18 protein-coding genes are annotated in these 22,159 nt (G+C 43.8%); 15 read left to right on the top strand and 3 right to left on the bottom strand.

Features of this window, described 5'->3' with window-relative positions; all coding sequences use genetic code 11:
• The first annotated feature begins 145 nt into the window (after positions 1-145).
• From QUF73_12570 to QUF73_12555, 4 genes are all read left to right on the top strand, one after another.
• Positions 146-1,417, top strand: a complete 1,272-nt coding sequence (locus tag QUF73_12570) for a S8 family serine peptidase (protein MDM5227039.1) — start codon at positions 146-148, stop codon at positions 1,415-1,417.
• Between the two features lie 207 nt (positions 1,418-1,624).
• Positions 1,625-2,413, top strand: coding sequence for a class II aldolase/adducin family protein (locus QUF73_12565; protein ID MDM5227038.1), 789 nt, complete (start codon positions 1,625-1,627; stop codon positions 2,411-2,413).
• A 101-nt stretch (positions 2,414-2,514) separates the two neighbouring features.
• On the top strand, positions 2,515-3,849 hold the full coding sequence (locus QUF73_12560) for a CoA-disulfide reductase (GenBank protein MDM5227037.1): 1,335 nt from the start codon (positions 2,515-2,517) through the stop codon (positions 3,847-3,849).
• 101 nt (positions 3,850-3,950) lie between these two features.
• A complete protein-coding gene (locus QUF73_12555; protein ID MDM5227036.1) occupies positions 3,951-4,298 on the top strand; it encodes a VOC family protein in 348 nt (115 codons plus the stop codon).
• A gap of 37 nt (positions 4,299-4,335) precedes the next feature.
• Here QUF73_12555 and QUF73_12550 read toward each other — a convergent pair whose 3' ends face one another.
• The gene (locus tag QUF73_12550; GenBank protein ID MDM5227035.1) at positions 4,336-5,544 is read right to left on the bottom strand and encodes an MFS transporter; all 1,209 of its coding nucleotides are present in this window, start codon (positions 5,542-5,544) and stop codon (positions 4,336-4,338) included.
• A 266-nt stretch (positions 5,545-5,810) separates the two neighbouring features.
• Between QUF73_12550 and QUF73_12545 the strand changes: the two genes are divergently transcribed.
• The 4 genes from QUF73_12545 to tatC all read left to right on the top strand — a co-directional run bounded on the left by QUF73_12545 (position 5,811) and on the right by tatC (position 10,058).
• Positions 5,811-7,268: an alanine/glycine:cation symporter family protein gene (locus tag QUF73_12545; GenBank protein ID MDM5227034.1), complete on the top strand. Its 1,458-nt coding sequence runs from the start codon at positions 5,811-5,813 to the stop codon at positions 7,266-7,268.
• A 173-nt stretch (positions 7,269-7,441) separates the two neighbouring features.
• The gene (locus QUF73_12540) at positions 7,442-9,082 is read left to right on the top strand and encodes a DUF839 domain-containing protein (GenBank protein MDM5227033.1); all 1,641 of its coding nucleotides are present in this window, start codon (positions 7,442-7,444) and stop codon (positions 9,080-9,082) included.
• Between the two features lie 9 nt (positions 9,083-9,091).
• A complete protein-coding gene (locus tag QUF73_12535; protein ID MDM5227032.1) occupies positions 9,092-9,277 on the top strand; it encodes a twin-arginine translocase TatA/TatE family subunit in 186 nt (61 codons plus the stop codon).
• 55 nt (positions 9,278-9,332) lie between these two features.
• Positions 9,333-10,058 (top strand): twin-arginine translocase subunit TatC, encoded by a 726-nt coding sequence (tatC, locus tag QUF73_12530; protein ID MDM5227031.1) that lies wholly within the window; start codon positions 9,333-9,335, stop codon positions 10,056-10,058.
• 66 nt (positions 10,059-10,124) lie between these two features.
• Here tatC and QUF73_12525 read toward each other — a convergent pair whose 3' ends face one another.
• The gene (locus tag QUF73_12525; protein MDM5227030.1) at positions 10,125-11,381 is read right to left on the bottom strand and encodes a S8 family serine peptidase; all 1,257 of its coding nucleotides are present in this window, start codon (positions 11,379-11,381) and stop codon (positions 10,125-10,127) included.
• Between the two features lie 222 nt (positions 11,382-11,603).
• On the opposite strand from QUF73_12525, the gene QUF73_12520 reads away from it, so the two are divergent.
• The 7 genes from QUF73_12520 to QUF73_12490 all read left to right on the top strand — a co-directional run bounded on the left by QUF73_12520 (position 11,604) and on the right by QUF73_12490 (position 20,254).
• Positions 11,604-12,737, top strand: a complete 1,134-nt coding sequence (locus tag QUF73_12520; GenBank protein MDM5227029.1) for a zinc-dependent alcohol dehydrogenase — start codon at positions 11,604-11,606, stop codon at positions 12,735-12,737.
• Between the two features lie 142 nt (positions 12,738-12,879).
• Positions 12,880-14,118, top strand: coding sequence for an ATP-binding protein (locus tag QUF73_12515; protein MDM5227028.1), 1,239 nt, complete (start codon positions 12,880-12,882; stop codon positions 14,116-14,118).
• Positions 14,119-14,320: 202 nt separating this feature from the next.
• On the top strand, positions 14,321-14,539 hold the full coding sequence (locus QUF73_12510) for a 5'-nucleotidase C-terminal domain-containing protein (protein MDM5227027.1): 219 nt from the start codon (positions 14,321-14,323) through the stop codon (positions 14,537-14,539).
• A gap of 230 nt (positions 14,540-14,769) precedes the next feature.
• Positions 14,770-17,160: an immune inhibitor A gene (locus QUF73_12505; GenBank protein ID MDM5227026.1), complete on the top strand. Its 2,391-nt coding sequence runs from the start codon at positions 14,770-14,772 to the stop codon at positions 17,158-17,160.
• Positions 17,161-17,328: 168 nt separating this feature from the next.
• Positions 17,329-18,453, top strand: coding sequence for a DEAD/DEAH box helicase (locus QUF73_12500; protein ID MDM5227025.1), 1,125 nt, complete (start codon positions 17,329-17,331; stop codon positions 18,451-18,453).
• Positions 18,454-18,581: 128 nt separating this feature from the next.
• Complete coding sequence (locus QUF73_12495) at positions 18,582-20,057, top strand: amidase family protein (protein ID MDM5227024.1); 1,476 nt, start codon at positions 18,582-18,584, stop codon at positions 20,055-20,057.
• Positions 20,058-20,119: 62 nt separating this feature from the next.
• Positions 20,120-20,254, top strand: a complete 135-nt coding sequence (locus QUF73_12490; GenBank protein ID MDM5227023.1) for a hypothetical protein — start codon at positions 20,120-20,122, stop codon at positions 20,252-20,254.
• 347 nt (positions 20,255-20,601) lie between these two features.
• Here the strand turns inward: QUF73_12490 and QUF73_12485 are convergent, their stop codons facing one another.
• Positions 20,602-22,128: an FAD-dependent oxidoreductase gene (locus QUF73_12485; protein MDM5227022.1), complete on the bottom strand. Its 1,527-nt coding sequence runs from the start codon at positions 22,126-22,128 to the stop codon at positions 20,602-20,604.
• Between the last annotated feature and the right edge of the window lie 31 nt (positions 22,129-22,159).

Here is a 22,159-nt window from a genome sequence, read left to right as displayed (position 1 = left end):
TTTTTGAGAAACTATGTTTCTGTGCCTGATTCTAAAGTCTGATAATTAAATAATTTAGCATATTGTTAGAGTCTGAATATTTTAAATATACTTTAAATACAACAAGAAACGACAGAAAAAATATAGAGTCGAGAGGAGAAAAAAGATGAAGAAAAAAAGGGCATTAGGAGCAGCACTTCTAAGTATGACCATGGGTTTATCAGTTTTCACAGCGGGGGCATTTGCAAAAGAACCAGAGACTCAAAACGAAACCTACCGGGTATTGATCCAGGGGCCGTCAAATGCTAAAGCTTCTGTGAATTCACAGGTGGACAAGCGCTGGGATTTTGGCAGCGATGGCATGACTGCAGAAGTCAATGCCAAACAATACCAGGCACTTCTGAAAAATAAGAACTTAAAGATTGAAAAGGTAAGCGAAGTTACTCTTGATACTGCCAGAACAGAAGCGTCCAAGAAAGATTCGGTTTCTATTCAGGCAGCAGGATATCCTAGTGATCAGACACCATGGGGAATTGCTTCCATCTATAATAACAGCAGCATTACCAGTACGTCAGGAGGAAGCGGCATTAAGGTTGCTGTTCTTGATACAGGCGTTTATACAAGTCATATTGACCTGGAAGGCTCTGCAGAGCAATGTAAGGATTTCACTCAAACCAGCCCGATTGTAAATGGCTCATGTACTGATCGCCAGGGACATGGTACACATGTAGCTGGGACGGTTTTAGCACATGGGGGATACGACGGCCAGGGAATTTATGGAGTGGCTCCACAGGCGAAATTATGGGCATACAAGGTACTTGGCGATAATGGCTCAGGCTACTCAGATGATATTGCAGCAGCAATCCGCCACGTTGCGGACGAAGCATCCCGAACAGGATCAAAAGTGGTCATCAATATGTCACTTGGTTCAAGCGGCAAAGATTCTTTAATCAGCAGTGCGGTTGATTATGCCTACAGCAAAGGTGTCCTTGTTGTTGCCGCAGCAGGAAACTCCGGCTACAGCGCTAATACAATCGGCTATCCTGGAGCATTAAAGAATGCGATTGCGGTTGCAGCCCTTGAAAACGTTCAGCAAAACGGTACATACCGTGTAGCCAACTTCTCGTCCCGAGGAAACCCTAGCACTGACGGCGACTATGTCATTCAGGAAAAAGATGTAGAAGTGTCTGCACCGGGAGCAAGCATCGAGTCGACGTGGTATAACGGAGGCTACAACACGATCAGCGGAACATCCATGGCTACACCTCACGTAGCTGGCCTTGCAGCAAAAATTTGGTCTTCCAGCCCATCCATGAGCCATACTCAGCTTCGCACAGAGCTTCAAAACCGTGCAAAGCAATATGACATTAAAGGCGGATACGGAGCAGCAGCTGGTGACGACTATGCATCAGGATTTGGATACCCTCGTGTGAAGTAAGCAAGCAGCATCATACCCCCGAAGAACCGTCCGATCCTCTGATCGGGCGGTTTTTTTTGAGTAGAATGAATTTCCGCGAATTACAAAATATTTCCGCGGAAATGATCATATTTTAACGAAAGATGAAATCTGATAAAAAATGCTGATGCAAATCACTTTTGAATATACAATAAGGAGTGGATGTGAATAGGAAGGGAGCTGACAGCCATGGCTGTTCAAAATACATATATAAGCGATCAGGAAGCAAAGGAGCTGATCTGCGAAATCGGCAGAAGAGTGTACAATAAAAACTTCGTTGCAGCTAACGACGGGAATATCTCCATTAAGGTGGGCGACCATGAACTCTGGACAACACCAACCGGAGTAAGCAAAGGATTTATGACCCCAGAAATGATGGTCAAAGTGGATCTTTCAGGCAATGTGATTGAGGGCAATCTGAAGCCTTCATCCGAAGTAAAGATGCACCTCAGAGTGTATCAGGAAAATCTAGAAGCAAAAGCAGTTGTCCATGCCCATCCGCCTGTGGCCACTTCGTTTGCCATAGCCGGAATCAGCCTTGAAAAACCTGTATCACCGGAAGCGATCGTCCTTCTTGGCAAAGTGCCGGTTGCCCCGTATGCCACACCGGGTACACAGGAAGTGCCCGATTCAATTGCCCCATATTGCAGGGATTACAATGCCGTTCTTCTTGCAAACCATGGCGCACTAACCTGGGGCAGGGACATCACAGAGGCCTATTTTCGGATGGAGTCACTGGAACACTATGCACTTATGCTGCTGTATTCCGAACACATCATGCAGAAGTCAAACGAACTAAGCACAGGACAAATTGCAGATCTGATCTCAATCCGTGAGAAAATGGGCATTAATACAGGCGGAATACCGGTTCCGGGAAGTGAAAAGAAAATCCGGACAGCCCCCGGCCTGCCGGAAGAAATGATCGAGAGCATTGTTCGAAAAGTAACGGAAGAAGTCTTGAAAAACGTTTTAAAATAGCCAAAATGGGATAGCTATAAGGGTATAGCAATTTTGAATAATTTTAACCTTTTAACGAAACCTATCTAGAATACCTTAATGAAACGTAAGGAGAGATTCCGATGAAACTGCTGGTCATTGGCGGGGTGGCTGCAAGTATGTCAGCCGCATCGAAATTAAGGAGAATGGACGAAAAAGCTGAAATTACCGTCTATGAAAGAGGCAAATTTTTATCTTACGGTGCCTGTGGTCTTCCTTATTATATATCTGGAGAAAATGATGATTACCGGAAAATGATCGCAAGAACACAGGAGCAATTTTCGGAGAGGAACATCAAAACACATCTTCAGCATGAAGTATTAAAAGTGGATACAAACAAGAAGGAAGTAACGGTTAAAGACCTTGCATCTGGAAAAATGTTTACAGATACATATGATAAGCTGATGATCGGAACAGGCACGTTTCCCATCATGCCCCCATTTCCTGGAGCCGATCTTGAGAACGTTCAGGTGCTGAAAACAATGGAAGATGGGATGGCACTAAAAGAAATTTCCCGCAAATCAGAAGTGAAAGATGTTGTCATTGTCGGCGGAGGCTATATTGGAATCGAAGTGGTCGAAGCGATGAAAACCCTCGGCAAAAATGTGCGTGTCATTGAAATGGGCGAGAGAATCCTGGCTCCTTTCGATAAGGAAATAACAGATATCGCTGAAAAAGAAATTCGTGATCAGGGTGTAGAACTGAACCTGGGAGAAAAGGTAGAGAGCTTCAGCGGCAATGGGAAAGTGGAGAGTGTCAAAACAGACAAAGGAACTTATAAAGCCGATTTAGTGCTTGTTGCTGCAGGTGTAAAGCCTGCTACGAAGTTTCTGGAAGGATCGGGTATTGAGCTGGCGAAAAATGGAGCCATCATCATCGATCGTGAAATGCGGACAAATATTGAAGGTGTTTATGCTGCGGGGGACTGCGCCCAGGTTTATCACAAAGTGCTTGAAGAAAATGATTATATTCCGCTGGGAACAAACGCGAATAAATGCGGCCGCCTGGCTGGGGCCAATATAGCCGGCAGCCATGAAAAATATGTGGGAACTCTGGGAAGCGCCGCGATTAAAATTTTTAATATGGAGCTCGGAAGAACGGGACTTTCCGAGGGGGATGCAAAAAAGCTTGGCATCAGCTATACAACTGAATTCGTGAAAGCTGCAGATCATCCGAGCTACTACCCGAATCAGACCCCTATCTGGATCAAGTTGATCTGTGAAAAAGGAACAAACAGAATCCTCGGAGCCCACGCCATCGGCAACAAAGGGGCAGTCCTCCGAATCGATGTATTTGCCGTTGCCATCCATAATAATATGGCAGCAGAAGAACTTGGCATGGTGGATCTCTGTTATGCCCCGCCTTTTGCGGGTGTCTGGGATGCTGTCCATATCGCAAGCAACGCAGCAAAAAAATAGATTAAAGTCAGCGAAAACGCTGGCTTTTTAATTTTTTCAGGAGGTTTTTGTAAGAAGATGTTGAATATTGTCCATATAAAATCCCTTTTATGGAGGCTGAAATGTTTACAAGAATCGATACAGTCTTTCTGCAGGTAACTGATTTTGGAAAAGCCATTAAATGGTACAGCACAGTGCTTGGTTTCCCGGTAAGATGGAGGGATGACCAGGGAGGGTATGCAGCCTTGGAAATCGGGGAAACTCCTCTAACCCTTGTCCGCTCTGAAAAAGTAATTCCTTCCTCCCATATGCCATTTAACTTTTATGTTTCCGATATTGATGAAGCACATCAGCATCTGGCAAGGCATAAGGTGAAAACCGGTCCAATCCAGGATGACGGAACGGTAAAGTGGTTTGAGTTTGAAGATCCTGACGGCAATAAGCTGGGCGTATGCCATTTTAAAGAATAAGGAAAAGCTGCCTCACTTAGGGCAGCTTTTACAGTTATTAATAAGAATCCTTCGCAAGCTTGGGATGGCGGTTCATCGCTCCGAGCAGAATCAGCCCGCTCAGGATGAGGAGTAAGCTTGTGACAACGAAGACTGCAGAAAAGCCAAGATAGCCGGAGACCAAACCGCCGATGACCGGTCCGATGATGTTGCCGAAAAAGCGGAGGCTTGTGTTGTAGCCAAGCACTTCACCTTGCATGGCAACCGGGGCTTCCTGGCGGATATAAGCGATGCGGACAGGGATGATGCCCCCAATGGTTATTCCAAGCGCAAAGCGGACAAGAACAAGCTGCCACATGTTTGAGACAAATCCTCCCGGCAGATAAAACACGCCTGCGAGGAAGAGGAGAATAACCAATGTTTTTATATAGCCATGCTGGTCCCCGATTTTTCCCCATTGCCTGGCCATCAGCAGATTGCCAAGCCCTGCAGCCGAAAAAGCAATTCCCGCAAAGAACGCCAGATTTTCCGGTCCATGCAATTCACTGACATATAAAGATAATATAGGCTGGATGCTGAAGTGTGCGATTTGAACAAGGGTTGATATCAGCATTACTGTCAGCAGGACGGGATTGCTGATAATATGCTGGATGACTGCCTTGCTTGAATACCTTGTTTTCTCGCCCTTTTTTGTTTGAACTTTGTGTTCTTTTGTAAAAAAGACAAGAAAGGCAGAAACAAAGATGGCGATGGAGGTCCATTTAAAGGTATCTGCAAATCCGAATAAATCAGCGAGGACTCCGCCGAGAAGAGGGCCCATCAATGAACCTGTAATGCTTCCGGTCTGCAGTGTCCCCATCACACTGCCGGCAATTTCCTTCGGAGTCTGCGTGGAAATAAACGCCTGGGACATTCCGATGAAGCCTGTAAAAATTCCCGTAAACAGCCTGAGAAAAAACAGCTGCCATACGTTTGTCACGTACCCCATCAGGAATATGGATATGCCCATACCGATTCCTGACAGAATCAATATTTTCTTGCGCCCAAATAGGTCCCCGATTCTTCCCCAGACAGGTGAAAAAAGAAACGCAGTCACAAATGTGATCGCAAACGTCCACCCTGACCAATGCTGCACATAGGTTGGAGAATGGTCGCCAAAGCTTTCTATATATAACGAAATAAAGGGAAGCACCATCGTCATGCTGCCTGCCACAAAAAAATTGGCAAACCACATGATCATTAAATTTCTTTTCGTCTGTTTTATCATGTTTGAAACACTTCTTTCCGGTCAACATTTCGTTTCCCTAAATATATGATACTAAAAATTTCAAAAAAGAGGAAGGGTTATGCTATCACTCTAATTTTTATATAGCCTGTTAACTATGATAAAAACAGCTTTTTTTCAGGAAAGATAAAATTTCTATGACATTATTACCACAGTCCGTGAAAAAAACATTGTCATATAACAGTATTTATTCTATAATTCCTAATAGGAAAAAGATTCAGAATATATTTAAAAAAGGGGGAAGTTGTTTGGAAGCTTTTGTTAATCAGCTAAACGGCATTTTATGGAGTACACCTGTTATTTACATCTGTTTAGCAATAGGGTTGTTATTTACAATCTTAACTCGTTTCCTTCAGGTCAGACATATTAAAGACATGGTTATGCTAATGTTCCAGGGAAAAAGTTCCGAATCGGGCGTTTCTTCATTCCAGGCCTTATCTATTGCTCTTTCTGGCCGTGTAGGAACTGGGAACATAGCCGGTACTGCCACTGCAATTGCAATGGGCGGACCGGGAGCTGTATTCTGGATGTGGGCAATGGCCTTTATCGGAGCGGCTACAGCATTTATAGAGTCAACCCTTGCCCAGATTTATAAAGAAAAGAAAGACGGGCTCTATCGCGGGGGTCCGGCATTTTATATTGAAAAAGGAATAGGGGTTAAATGGTTTGCTGTTCTTTTTGCCATCTCTGCTTTGCTTGCAATGGCATTATTGATGCCTGGCATTCAATCCAACTCTATTGCTTTGGGTATGGAGAACGCATTTGGAATCAATAAAAGTGTTACTGGCCTAATTATAATTGTACTCTTAGGCTTAATTATCTTCGGTGGAGTAAAGCGAATTGCAACAGTTGCCCAATATGTTGTTCCTTTCATGGCTGTAGGATATATCCTGGTATCCCTAATTATTATAGGCATGAATGTCGGTGAATTGCCTGCAGTATTCTCTTTGATATTCCGGAGTGCTTTTGCTGCGGACTCTATCTTTGGCGGTCTCGTAGGAAGTGCGATTGCATGGGGAGTTAAGCGTGGAATTTATTCAAATGAAGCTGGTCAAGGTACCGGTGCTCATGCGGCGGCGGCGGCAGAAGTTTCTCATCCTGTAAAGCAGGGGTTAGTTCAGGCATTTTCTATTTATATTGATACTTTGCTTGTATGTTCCGCAACAGCCTTTATGATTTTATTTACAGGAATGTTTAATACAGTTGGAACTGATGGAAAAACATTTTTAGTAGAAAACCTGCCTGGAGTAGAAGCAGGCCCAGGATATACACAGGCTGCTGTTGAATCAGTACTGCCGGGATTCGGTGCAGGATTTGTTGCTGTATCACTGTTCTTCTTTGCTTTTACAACCATAATGGCTTATTACTACATGGCAGAAACGAATGTTACCTATTTAATTAAAAGTAAAAATCTTAAACTCGCAACTTTGATTCTGAAGTTTGTTTTACTGGCATCCACTTTCTATGGAGCAGTCAAAACAGCTGGTCTTGCATGGGCACTCGGAGATGCGGGTCTTGGTTTAATGGTATGGCTGAATCTCATTGCCATTCTGATTCTTGCGAAACCTGCACTGATTGCGCTTAAAGACTATGAAGCACAGAAAAAGCAGGGACTTGATCCAGTATTTAACTCTACTAAGCTGGGCATCAAAAACGCCGAGTATTGGGAAGATGGCTACAAAGTTCAGGAAGAAAAAGTATCTTAATAGAAAGATAAGGGATGTCCGGCTGATGCCGGGCATTTTTTTTACAATTTTTAAATCTACTTTTACAATTTTCAGGTTATTTCTTAGCATTCTCTTAATATTCATCTTTTAGTATTGTACTTGGGTTAGATACATAAATACGCTGCAAACATATAAAAGAAGAGGTGCTAAGGATGTCAGAATTGAATCGCCGCAAGTTTTTAACGTATGTAGGTACAGGTGTTGGAGCATTGACTGTAGCTTCGACAGGTTTGGGGGCAATGGTTCCAAAAGCGGAAGCTAAGGGTGTTGAGGCAGCCTCCCATTTATTCGGATTCCAAAAGAAAATCTCTGGTTTAAATTTTAAGCCGATTGACCCGACAGATAAAGACGACCTTGTTTTGCCGCATGGATACAAATACGATGTTGTGGCAGCCTATGGAGATGTCATTAACAAAAAAGGCGATACTTTCGGCTTTAACAATGACTTTACATTATATTTTCCAATTGATAAGGACAAGCGTGGCCTCTTATGGGTGAATCATGAATATTCGAGCGATCTTTTTGTTCATGGTGCAAGGCCGGCAAACGGCAAGTATACAGCAGCGCAAATTCAGAAAATGCTTTACAACCAGGGAGGGTCGATTATCGAGGTATACCGAGATAAAGAAGGTACCTGGAAAATGGACACAGATTCCAAATATGCGCGCCGTATTACAGGCTTGACTCCGTTCCAGCTTACAGGCCCTGCCAAAGGTTCAAAAGCAGTGGGCGGTGCAACGAATGTACAGGGGACTTTTGCCAATTGTTCTGGCGGCATGACATTGTGGGGCACGGTTTTATCAGCTGAGGAGAATTTTGAATCTACATCAAAGGATGCAGGATTAAATGATACACATTATGGCTGGATTGTGGAGATCGATCCATTTGATCCTAATTTCAAGCCGCGCAAGCACACCGCCCTTGGTCGCTTCAACCATGAAAATGCAGCAGTCGGCCTGACCAATGACAATCGGGTTGTGGTTTATATGGGCGATGATAAGAAAGATGCATGCGTGTATAAATTCATCAGCAAAAATAAATATGTAAAGTCCCGCGGGAAAGCCAACGCAGACCTTCTTGAAGAAGGGACACTTTATGTGGCTAATATGGGCAGCGGAAAATGGGTGCCATTAACTATCGAAAATGTGCAGACAGCCGTCAAGGGGAATGCAGATCTTTTAAATAAATTCCAAACACAGGCCGATGTGGCTGTTCACTGCCATGAAGCAGCTTTGCTTGTTGGAGGAACACCTACTGACCGTCCAGAAGATGTGGAAATCAGCCCGTTCGATAAAACGGTATTCATTGCCCACACAAACAATGATAAACATGGCAACTTCCACGGTCATATTACTAGATTTATCGAAGAGGGAGATGACCTGGGGGCACTGGCTTTTGATTTTGAAATCTTCGCAGCCGGAGGAAAACAGAGCGGCTTTAGTGCACCTGATAATCTGACTTTCGATAGCCTTGGCAATCTCTGGACTGTAACAGATATGTCATCAAGCAAACTGAATACAGGAATCTACACGCATTTTGCCAACAATGGCATGTTCGTCATCCCGACAATCGGAAAAAATACAGGAGAAGCCTTTCAGTTTGCCTCAGCTCCTGTTGAAGCAGAACTAACTGGACCATCCTTTACACCAAACGAAACAACCCTGTTCCTGTCCATTCAGCATCCGGGAGAAGAGACGGAAGACCTGAACAATCTGACAAGCAAATGGCCGCACCGCAAGGGAGACACCATGCCGCGTCCGGGTGTTGTGGCGATTACAGGCTTCAAATACTAGGAGGTTACCATGCTATCAAATATCGGGATACCAGGATTGATAATTGTTCTTGTGCTGGCTCTGATCATTTTCGGCCCATCCAAGCTTCCAGAAATCGGCAGGGCATTCGGCACAACCCTGAAAGAATTCAAGAAATCCACACGCGAACTTGTTTCCGACGAACAGCCGGAAGAAAAGAAAAAAGAATTGCTATAAGAATGAATAGGGAAGGGGGAGATATCTTCCTTCCTTTTATATTGAGGTGATTAATATGAATAATGAGGCAGTGAATGTCCTCCAGCATTTTGAAGAGCTCCGGAAGAGGCTTATGATTATAGCAGCTGTCTTCATAGCGTTCTTGGCACTATCCTTTATTTTCGTCAGCGACATTTACCAGTGGCTGGTTAAAGATCTGGACTTTAAATTGGCTGTTCTTGGTCCTTCTGAGATTCTATGGGTCTATTTTATGCTTGCGTCTGTGGTCGCCATTGCAGCCGCCATCCCGGTAGCTGCCCATCAAATTTGGCTGTTCGTCAGCCCGGCGCTTACCGGAATGGAGAAAAAGGTGGCCTTATCCTATATTCCCGCGTTATTTTTCCTGTTCATTACCGGTATAGCATTCGGATATTTCATCCTTTTGCCGCTGGTTCTGAATTTTTTAATGACCTTATCCGGAGATATGTTCACCGCCTTTTTTACAACGGAAAAATACTTTCAATTCGTGCTGCATTTAACACTGCCATTCGGCTTTCTGTTCGAGCTTCCGGTTGTGATTATGTTCCTGACCAGTCTTGGCATCCTCAATCCCTATTCGCTTCAGAAGATAAGGAAGTATGCCTATTTCGTGCTGATTGTGGTGGCCATTTTAGTCACACCGCCTGATTTTATTTCAGATATATTGGTCACATTGCCTCTCCTGCTGCTGTATGAGGTGAGTGTCAGCCTGTCCAAAATCATTTATAACAGAAAGCAGAAAAAGCATGCTGTTATGCAGTAGTTTCAATAAAAATCAGAACACAAAAAAAGCTTGGATCGTAAATGTCCAAGCTTTTCTATTATTCTCTTACTTTACACGCGGGAAGCCAAAGCCCGACGCATAATCGTCACCAGCTGCAGCTCCTGTTCCGCCAAGAATATCATTTTGCTTGGCCCGGTTCTGAAGCTCGGTGCGAAGCTGGGTGTGGCTCATGGATGGATTCTGAGCCCAGATCTTAGCAGCCAGTCCGGATACATGAGGAGTAGCCATGGATGTGCCGCTGATTGTGCTGTAGCTGCCATCATACCATGTGGATTCAATCGCTCTGCCTGGTGCAGACAGCTCGACATCACGCTCCTGGATTAGGTAGTCGCCATCAGTAGCAGGGTTGCCCCTTGATGAGAAATCTGCAACACGGTATGAACCATTTTGCTGAACATTTTCCAGAGCGGCTACTGCAACAGCATTCACCAATGCGCCAGGGTAGCCGATTGTGTTAACGGCAGGACCATCATTTCCGGCAGCAGCAACTACCAGGACACCTTTGCTGTAGGCATAATCAACTGCATCTGCAATCAATGTGCTCTTAGAGCTTGAACCTAATGACATGGAAATGACCACTTTAGATCCTGTGCGGACCGCTTCATCGGCCGCATGCTTAATAGCTCCGGCGATATCATCAGAATACCCTGATCCTCTGTCATTTAACACCTTATATGCCCAGAGATCTGCGTCTGGAGCCACCCCATAAACGCCTTGTCCGTTAGCGCCGCCATGAGCCAGTACAGTACCCGCAACATGTGTCCCGTGTCCGTTCTTGTCTCCGCAGCTTCCGTCAATTAAAGGTGTCTTTCTTTGTGTAAAGTCTTTACACTGTTCAGCTTGTCCAGCAAGGTCAGCATGCGCCGTATTTACCCCTGTGTCCAGCACGGCAACTTTTACCCCATTTCCGCCTGAAGTGCTTTGGATGGAGCTGTCATTATAAATGGCCTCAATTCCCCAAGGTGTACCGTCTGCCGGAACTGATGCAGCCCCCGATCCAGGTTTTGCTGCTGTCACTGGAGAATTCTTAATTTCTTCAACCCTATCAATCTTTAAGTTTTTATTTTTTAAAAGAGCCTGATACTGTTTAGCATTAACCGTAGTAGTAAAACCATTCTGGCCAAAATCCCATCGGACTCCATAGTTCGATTTTGCCTTTGCCTTTTCTGCACTTGGGCCCTGAATGACGACCCGATAGGTTTCATTGCCCTCAAACTGCTGACCGAATGCCCCTGACGCAAATACAGATAGTCCCATTACTGCACTTAGTACTGCTGACCCAATGACTCTTTTTTTCTTCATCCAAAATCTCCTCTCATAATATGTATGGTTACAGCTAAAAAGCTGTGACTCTATTATATTTACAAAATTCAGAATAATTAAACTGGTCTTTTGTACTATTTTTCTAAATTAAAATAAATTTAACTTTTAAGGAAAAGATTTCAATTTAAAATTGGATATAAATGGAGTTATTTGAGCCCGGAGGAGGGTATACCCTATTAAGTCAATAAAGGAGTGTGAAATATGAGAGCTGTTACCTACCAGGGAGCGAAAGATATTCAAGTGAAAAATGTCGAGGATCCCAGAATTGAAAAACGGGATGATATCATTGTCCGAATCACGTCAACTGCCATATGCGGATCGGACCTTCATTTATATCAGGGAAATATGCCATTGCGGCCAGGCTATGTTATCGGGCATGAACCCATGGGAATCGTGGAGGAGACAGGTCCTGATGTGACACGGGTAAAAAAAGGCGACAGGGTGGTCATCCCGTTTAATGTGTCGTGCGGGCATTGCCACTATTGCCAGCATGATATGGAAAGCCAGTGTGATAATTCGAACCCGCATAATGATTCAGGCGGTTACTTTGGCTATACCGAGAAATACGGAAACCATCCGGGCGGCCAGGCAGAGTTTCTAAAGGTGCCGTTTGGCAATTTCATGCCATTTGTTATCCCGGAATCGTGCGAGCTGGAGGATGAATCACTGCTCTTTTTATCGGATGTGCTGCCGACAGCTTATTGGAGCGTGGAACATTCAGGCGTTAAAGCGGGAGACACGGTCGTCGTCCTCGGCTGCGGTCCCATCGGGTTAATGACCCAGAAATTTGCCTGGATGAAAGGCGCTAAACGGGTAATTGCAGTAGATCATCTCGATTACCGCCTCAATCACGCCAAGCTCATCAATGATGTGGAAGTCTATGATTTTACGAAATATGATGACATGGGAGTTTATCTAAAAGAAATTACCCAGGGCGGAGCTGATGTCGTCATTGATTGCGTCGGCATGGACGGGAAGAAATCCGCTGTGGAAAAAATCGAACAGAAGCTTAAGCTCCAGGGCGGAACGCTTGGCCCGATCCAAATCGCGACGAAAGCAGTCCGTAAATTTGGAACTGTCCAGCTTACCGGTGTGTACGGGCTGACTTATAATATGTTCCCGCTGGAGGAATTTTTCTCGAGAAATATCACCATTAAAATGGGCCAGGCTCCCGTTGTGCACTATATGCCTGAGCTATTCGAAAAAATAACGAATAAGGAATTCGATCCGAAGTCTATCATTACTCATCAGATTCCGCTCGAAGAAGCTGATCGGGCGTATAAGATTTTTAATGACCATGAAGATGACTGCATTAAAGTTATCTTAAAACCTTAATTATAATCGCAAACCGGCCTGGATATACCATGGCCGTTTTTTTGAAGTTTAAGAATATAACATATATATACATGTTTCGACATAAACGTATATAATAGTGCTAAAGACATATTATTAATAGAGTTAACCAAGGAGCATGGAAATGAAAGGCTTTAATCAACAGACTTTGATAAAAGAAGAAACAAAAGCAATTAAGCTTTTTATATGGCTATTCTATATTATTTTAACACTTTATGATTTGTTTTATTATTATCTGCTTCCCCTCAACACTGGCGGCAGTACCGGGCTGCCAAAGGGCGGGCTTGGATGGGGGTATTATCTGTCTATTATCGGGCTCTTGCCCTTAGCGCTGTATTTAATCAGGACAAAACGCCCTTTTCAGGTAAAATACTTATTTTTTGCAGGTTTTTTCCTGATAGATTTTAGCAACAGCATGCTGATCTATTTCGGTGAGTCGAAGGAATTTCAGAGCGGAAGCGCAGTAGAACTTTTATTTATTATATTTGCACCGATTTTTGTGAATAAGCGCTATTTTTGGATAGTAACCGGCGGAATGATTGCGAAGTATCTTCTGGCTGGTTTACTGTTGAGCAGCCAGAAGGTAATGGTACCAATCGTGCTTATGGCTATTTTTTCAAGTGTTTCATATGTTCTGCTGACCCGCTTCTATTCCTATATTCACTCGCTGACACATGTTTTCCAGGAGCTGCGCCAGACTGAAAAGCTGGCTGCTGTCGGACAGATGGCTTCGGCAGTCGGTCATGAAGTTAGAAATCCTTTAGCAGCGTTAAGAGGATTTACTCAGCTGCAGATGGAAAAACACCCAGAAGACCAGGACCGCTATAAAATCATGATTGAGGAAATCGACCGTATTAATCTGATTGCCGATGACCTTATGATCCTAAGCAAGCCAAGGCTGCCCATGTTTAAAAGAGTTGAACTGAATGCATTGATTAACTATGTCATCTCGATCATACATGAACAGGCAGCCACTCAGAACATCCGTCTTGAAACAGAAAATCTGGAATCTATCCCCAAAGTTCAGTGTGACGAAAATATGCTGAAGCAGGCTTTTATTAATTTGGTCAAAAATGCGATGGAATCTATGACAAAAGGCGGCACGATCCTGATTTCGGCCAAAGTGGCGGAGGGTGACCAGGTTTTGATCAGCATTAAAGATGAGGGCTGCGGGATCGATGCTGAAAATATGGAACGGGTCGTGGATCCATTTTATACAACTAAGCCGGATGGAACCGGTTTAGGGCTGATGGTTACCAAGCAGATTGTGGATGAACATAAGGCGGGAATCACGTTTGAAAGTGAAAAGGGGAAAGGGACAATTGTGAACCTTACTATTCCCATAGATCAGCCAACCCAGTAATAAGAGTTTAGGGGTTGTGCATTTAAAGTAGGGGAAGACCTTGAAAATAGTAACTGAAAGTATAATGATACTACTCGAAATCGTACAGCATCCTTTGAGGGTGCTGTATTTTATTAGGTAAAGAATTCTGTATGTTGCGGCAAATGTAGTCGATGAAACACTTCGTGAGCTGCTGGAGATCGTATCGTATCGTATCGTATCTATAGTAAAGACCGATGGAACGCCAATCGCTGCAGAACAAGAATATTCTGTGACGGTAAACAACTATATGGCTGATGGCGGAGACGGCTATAGCGCCCTTTTAAACGGCAAGAACCGCACTGTGGATATCGTCGACCTTGATGCTTTAATCAACTACATTATGGAACAAAAGGAAGTAAATCCAGCGGTTGAAGGAAGAATTACAAAATTGAATAAATAACAGGAAGGGAGCATCAGATCAGTCTGATGCTCTTTTTGTGCTTACCGCAAATAGGTGTAAATACCTAATTATATTCCTTGTGACGAATAAATTGATTACATTTACCCGCTATTATTTTATCAAAATATTAAAATAACAGTATTGTTAGACTATTAAAAATATTATTTTAGTCTGATAGAATTAATCTCGCAATTCAAAAATTTAGAAAATTTAAACGGGAGGCTATTAGAATGAGTAATAAGAATAAACCTTTTAAGGTTGTATCTTCCATTACAGCCAGCACGATGATGGCAGCTGCACTATTTGCGGGATCTTTTGCCGGGACAACAGCAGCTCCTTCAAAAGTTTCAGCAGATGAACTTTCTGCACCGATTGATTTGAACATTGTGAATGAAGACAGGCTGGGAAAGGCTTTAAAAGAAAGAGGATTAGTTAAAAAGGATGCTTCCTCAAAAGAAATAGAAAAGGCAGTAAAGGATTACATAAAAGAAAAACAAGGTGAAAAACAGCCTGGAAGTACAAAAAATACCCATGACCATAATGATGAGTTTGATAAGAAAACAAAGGATTTCTTAACGAAACAAAAAGAACAGCTGACAAAGCAGCTGAATAAAGGCCATAAAAACTATAAAAAGGGAAAACCGGACGGCTATGTAAAAGTAGATCCGGCCAACGAAGCAAACTACAATGGTGATGTCAGAACAGACAAAGTGCTTGTGCTTCTAACTGAATTTGAAGATTTCAAGCATAACAATGTAACTCAGGAAGAGGGATATATGTACGCTGAGGATTTCAACAAAGAGCACTATGAGAAGCTGATGTTTGGCGATACTGAATTTGAATTATTTAATGGAGATAAAGTAAAAACGTTCAAGCAGTTTTATGAAGAGCAATCCGGCGGCAGCTACACTGTGGATGGCACTGTGTCAGAATGGCTGACGGTCCCTGGGAATGCGAGCGATTATGGTGATGATAGTCCTAACGGAGGTCATGATAATCTATCACCTCTTGGACCTCGCGACTTAGTAAAAGAGGCTTTAAAAGCTGCTGTAAACGCTGGAATGGATCTTTCGGAATATGATGAATTTGATCTATATGATTTAGATGGAGATAGTAACTTTAATGAGCCTGATGGATTAGTTGATCACCTCATGATTATCCACGCCGGCACAGGACAGGAAGCTGGCGGCGGTGCGCTTGGTGATGATGCCATCTGGTCTCACCGCTGGACACTTGGCGGAGTATTTGCGGTTCCGAATACTACAGCCAAGGTAGATTATTGGGGCGGAAAAATGGGTGCATTTGATTATACCATTCAGCCTGAAGACGGAGCGGTCGGGGTGTTTGCCCATGAGTTTGGACATGATTTAGGATTGCCGGATGAGTATGATACGCAATATACCGGCCAAGGTGAGCCAGTTGCTTCATGGTCCATCATGAGCGGCGGCAGCTGGAACGGCGAAATAGCAGGTACTGAACCAACTAGTTTCTCACCGCAAAACAAAGAATTTTTCCAAAAAGGCATGGGCGGAAACTGGGCTAATATTATGGAAGTAAATTATGAAGATATTGATAATAAAGGTTTGGCAACTGTTATTGACCAAAGTGTAACCAAATCTAAAAACCCTGGAATTGTAAAAGTTAATCTTCCGGAAAAAGAAGTTAAGGGGATTGCACCTGCGTTTGGCGAGAAATATTACTACAGCACGAAGGGTGATGACCTTCATACCACTTTAACGACGCCTGAATTTGACTTAACAAATGCGAAAGAAGCTGCCTTTAGTGCAAAAGTTTATTATGATATTGAGTTTGATTATGATTATCTGACTGTTACTGCAAAAGCAGCCGATGGAACAGAAGCTGAGCTCGATGTAATTGGTGATGATGATACAGATGGCGATGCCCGTGCTGAATCTTCAAAAGGACAATGGGCAGATAAGACATATGACTTAAGCGAATTTGCCGGTAAAAAAGTTAGCCTGACATTCGAATATGTAACAGATGGCGGACTGGCATTAGATGGATTTGCTATTGATAATATTTCAGTAACGGCTGATGAGGAAGTTATTTTTACCGACGATGCTGAAGGCGAGTCTAAGATGACTCTTGACGGATTCATTGTTTCCAACGGAATCAGCTATGCGAAGAACCATTATTATCTGGAGTGGAGAAACTACTCAGGCTCCGATGCGGCTCTTGCCCACTCAAGAGGAGTAAAATATAACACTGGTTTAGTTGTTTGGTATGCTGATGACAGTCACACAGACAACTGGGTTGGCGTTCATCCAGGGGAAGGTTTCCTTGGAGTGGTGGATTCACATCCTGAAGCCATTACCGGTCTGTTAGACGGCAAAGAAACAGTATCTCAAAGCACAAGATATCAGATTGCAGATGCTGCGTTCTCCTTGGACAAAGCACCAGCATGGGAAGTAAGTTCGCCAACCCGCGGTGATTATAACTACCCTGGTTTAAAGGGAATTTCTGTTTTTGATGATTCTAAAACATACATTAACAGCCTCATTCCTGATGCAGGACGCATCGTTCCGGAACATGGCCTGAAATTCCAAGTGGTCGGTGAAGCAAAGGACAACTCTGCTGGAGCCGTGTGGATTCATAAGTAAGTTTTAAAGGCGCGTATGCCAGAAATGGCTTCGTGCCTTTTTCTGTTAAGAGTGGACATCCTTCTGCCTATAAGCTAGTATCATTACCGATACTAGTTTTTTCCGATTTTTCGGCTATACTAAAAATAATTATCTGATTAAACGCGATAAAGTTAAAAGGAGTTACATATGACACAATCTTTTATTGAAAATATGAAGCCATTTATCCAGGAGGCATGGAAAAAGTCTGCATTTGCACAGCCGACGGCAGTTCAGTCAGAGGCGGTTCCGCTGGCTTTGGAAGACAGGGATATTATTGCCGAGTCACCGACCGGAACAGGGAAGACACTTGCTTACTTGCTGCCGGTCCTTGAAAAAATTGACCCGGATAAACAGGCGGTCCAGGCCGTCATTTTGGCCTCATCACAGGAGCTTGTAATGCAGATATTAAGCGAGATTCAAAAATGGGCAGAAGGCAGCGGGATTAAAGCCGCTTCTTTTATTGGCGGAGCCAATGTGAAAAGGCAGCTTGAGAAATTGAAGAAGCATCCGCATATCGCTTTAGGAACGCCAGGCCGGGTGCTTGAGCTGATTAAACAGAAAAAGCTCAAAATGCATGAAGTAAAAACAATTGTCCTTGATGAAGGAGATCAGCTTCTCGTGCCTGAACATGCTCAGACGGTCCAAAATATTGTTAAATCAACGCTTAAAGAACGCCAGGTCCTGTTATTCTCAGCGACACTGCCGCCGGTTGTTGAACAGCTTGCGAAAGAGCTGTCAGCTGATGCTGAAGTCATTCGTGTTGAGAAGGATGAAACCATTCAGGCTGCAGGTGTGGACCATATTTATTTTGTGGCAGAAGCACGGGACAAAATTAAAATGCTTGAAAAAATCTCAAGGCTCGAGGACATTAAAGCACTGGTATTCGTTAAGGATATCGGCAACCTGACCGTCATGGCCGAAAAACTTGATTTTAAAAACATCTCTTCAAGCACCCTGCACAGTGATCTGAGCAAATTCGACAGACAGAAAGCAATCAAGAACTTCCGTACCGGTAAAGCCAATATGCTGATTGCTACAGATGTTGCGGCAAGAGGGCTGGACATCAAAGGAGTCACCCATGTGGTGCATTACGACTTCCCGAAAGATATTAATCAGTATGTCCATCGCTCAGGAAGAACAGGAAGATTCGGCGCAAGCGGAACCGTTATCTCCCTTGTTACTGAAAGAGAAGAGCGCGAACTCAAGAAAATGGCCAAAGAACTTGGCCTCACTGCAGAAAAGAAAGTAATGCGCGGCGGCCAAATCGTATAAAGATCAAACAGCCAGGCACCTATATCAGTTGGTGCCTGGCATTTTCTTTATAAAAGGAATTTCTCTTTTTCTAAGCGAATTAGTAAGTGGAGCATTATTTAACTCAAGAATAAGGGGAAATCAAATAAATGGAGAATCCAAGGCTAAAGAGCTTTCATGATGACTATCTGCTTGAAGTGACGATAGAGGTATTGCAGGAAAAAATGCAGAATGGGGAAATTACCTCCAAAGAACTTGTATTGATGTACATGAACCGGATTGGACAGCTGGATAAAGACATTCATTCTGTTTTAGAACTCAATCCGGATGCACTGCATATTGCAGCTGCTCTGGATGCGGAAAGAGAGGAGCAGGGGCCGCGCAGCCCTCTTCATGGGATTCCCATATTGGTAAAGGATAATATCGATACAGGGGACAAAATGCAGACAACTGCAGGTTCACTCGCCTTGAAGAATCATTGTGCACAGAAGGATGCGTTTGTGGCCTCTCAATTAAGGCAAGCGGGAGCAGTCATTTTAGGAAAAACGAATATGACAGAATGGGCCAATTTTATGACGGAAGGAATGCCAAGCGGATACAGCTCACGAGGCGGACAGACGCTGAATCCATATGGACCGGGTAAATTTGATGTTGGAGGCTCCAGTGCAGGATCCGGTGCAGCCATCACCGCTAATTTTGCGGCCGCAGCCATTGGAACGGAGACATCAGGTTCCATTTTAAGTCCAGCAAGCCAGAATTCTCTCGTTGGAATTAAGCCGACAGTCGGACTTGTCAGCCGAACCGGCATTATTCCTATTGCCCATAGCCAGGATACCGCCGGTCCTATGGCGAGAACGGTTAAGGATGCCGCTTTATTATTGAGCGTGCTTGCAGCAGCTGACGAAAATGATCCGATTACCCTGACAAATAAAGATCTGCAGGGCAAGGATTTTACCGTTTTCCTTGATGAAGCCGGATTAAAGGGTGCACGAATCGGGATCGCCAGGGAGACTTATTTTGACTGCTTAAGTTCTGAAAAGCTCTCAGTCATGAATAAGGCAGTAAGCCGTTTAAAAGAGCTGGGTGCAGAGGTGGTGGACGAGGCAGTGATCCCATCCACTAAAGAAAAGTGGGGCAGAGATGTCCTGACATATGAATTTAAAGCGGATTTGAATGCTTACCTGCGAACGGTCGCGCCGCACCTTAATATCCGGGCACTGTCCGATGTCATTAATTTTAATGAAAATAACAGTGAAAAGTGCTTAAAATACGGGCAATCCATCCTGGTTGAATCAGAGGAAACAAGCGGAAATCTGAAGGAAATGGCCTATATATCTGCACTTGAGAAAGATATCTATTTTTCAGGAGAGAAGGGCATTGATTACGTAATAAAAGAACATCATCTCGATGCCATCGTGTTCCCGAATAATTATGGTGCAGGCATCCCTGCAAAAGCGGGATATCCATCCATCACAGTGCCGGCCGGCTATACCCCTGAAGGTGAGCCGGTGGGCATTACATTTACAGGGCTTGCCTATAGTGAACCGCTTCTCATTAAAATTGCTTATGCATTTGAACAGGCCACCAAGCATAGAAAAGCTCCAGAACTTGGAGTGCTGGCATAGAATAACTGCCGGTTAATTGACTCATACTACTTCTGAAAAACAAAAAAGGAGCAGATGAGAATATGGGCAGAACTAAACGCGGCAACGGCAATGCACAGCGCAATAACAATAAACACAGACCGCAGCGCACAAGTGAAGAACTTGTTGAATTCACAACCGGAAGCAAAGAAAAGAAAGAAAACAACGTGCAGGACTAACGAACAAATCCTCCTTTTTAGAAGGGGGATTTTTGTTGCTGGAAAAAGTCTATCCGAAAATAAAAATGAGCTATCTGCAAGGAAAATCCAGCTAGCCGTAAGTAAAAGCAGAGCACAATCTCTCAGAAAGCCAGATTTACAAAGTAAAAGCCATCCGCACATAAAAATAAGCTATCCGCACAGAAAAAAATTTATCCGCACATAAAATTGGGGTATCCGCACAGAAAAATTTTTATCCGCACATAAATCGGTACTATCTCCATAACACGCAAGTGAATCCTCGCAAAATGCTGATAAATGCATAGAAAAAGACAGTTTTCTCAGAAGAACTGTCTTTTTTCTTCAAGTTATTCTTCAATCTTTTTCAGAGGCTTGGCAGCCGGGCCTTCGACGACTGTTCCGTCATAGGAGAAGCGGGAGCCGTGGCATGGGCAGTCCCACGTGCGGTCGCCGTGGTTCCATTCGCATTCACATCCCATGTGGGTACAGGTTGTATCCACAAGATGAAGGCTGCCTTCAGGATCCCTGTAAGCACCTGTCCGCTTGCCATTGATCATCACGACGCCACCTTCATCATGGGACAGATCTGCCGTTTCTTTGGGCACGAATTCAAGCTTCCCTTTGATCAGCTGGCCGGCAACATCGGTATTGGCCGCAATAAATTTTTTGATGCTTGGGTCAGCCTGAAATCTGGATGGCGTAAACAGCTCGGCATATGGGTTGTCCCTTTCCATAATCTGATCTTTTATCAGCATGGCAGCTGCTGTCCCGTTTGTCATTCCCCATTTCCGATAGCCGGTTGCTACGAAGATATTCTTCTGCTCGGATGTAATCGGGCCGATATATGGAATTTTATCAAGCGTATATAAATCCTGGGCAGACCACCGATAAGGATAATCGGTTATGCCGAGAACCTCTTCCGCAAAGACCTCCAGGGCTTCGTAGTGCTTCATCGTATCCGGTCCATGGCCAGTCTTGTGGCCATCGCCGCCCACTAAAATGAGTTTGTCTCCGTTATAAGGTGTGTATCTTAGCGAGCGGGTCGGTGAATCGGCACTGTAATACATGCCTCCAGGAAAATCCTCTTTTGTCTTTACTCCCAGAACATAAGATCTCTCTGGAGACAATCTGGCAAAATAAAAGCCTTTCATGTTTGAAAAAGGAAAGTGGGAAGCAACGATGACATATTTGCATTTCAGACGATGGCCTTCTCTGGTCACGACATCAGGGAGGCTGCCTTCGTCGATATCTGTTGCTGTTGTATTTTCATAAATGATGCCGCCCATATCCACAAAATCTTTAAGCAGCTTTTTCAAGTATTTCAGCGGATGAAACTGGGCTTGGTCAAACATGGAGAGCACCGCTGTTGTGCTGATGTTAAAAGGAATGCTCTCTTTCATTCCGCTTGGAATCCCGAGTTTCTCGTATGCTTGCCGCTCTTTTTCAACTTTTCGTGCATACTCTTCTGAAACAGCATATATGATTGCTTCTTCATTGCTGAAATCACAATCAATTTGTTTTTCTGATACAATGTTCCTGACAAATTCTATAGCATCTGTTGAAGCCTGATAATAGAGTTTGGTTTTTTCCTCGCCAAAATGACTGATCAATTCATCATAAATCAATCCATGCTGTGCTGTTAATTTTGCTGTCGTATGGCCGGTAGTACCGTTTAATATATTGCCGGCTTCAAGAATGGCTACTTTATAGCCTTCTTTGGCGAGAAAGTATCCTGCTGTAATCCCGGTAATGCCGCCGCCTACAATTGCAATTTCCGTTTGTGCATCTTCTCTGAGCTTGTCGAAGGCCGGAAGTTCCTCCTCCCTCCAATAAGGCTCTGGATATTGTGGCGTTTTGTGGTTGGATGTCGTCATACCCTGTCCTCCTGTAACGTTATATTCGTTC

The sequence above is a fragment of the Cytobacillus sp. NJ13 genome (assembly GCA_030348385.1).
Classification (GTDB): domain Bacteria; phylum Bacillota; class Bacilli; order Bacillales; family Cytobacillaceae; genus Cytobacillus.
The sequence above is the reverse complement of the archived record's forward strand: the minus strand, read 5'-3'. Positions and strand labels throughout refer to the sequence as shown.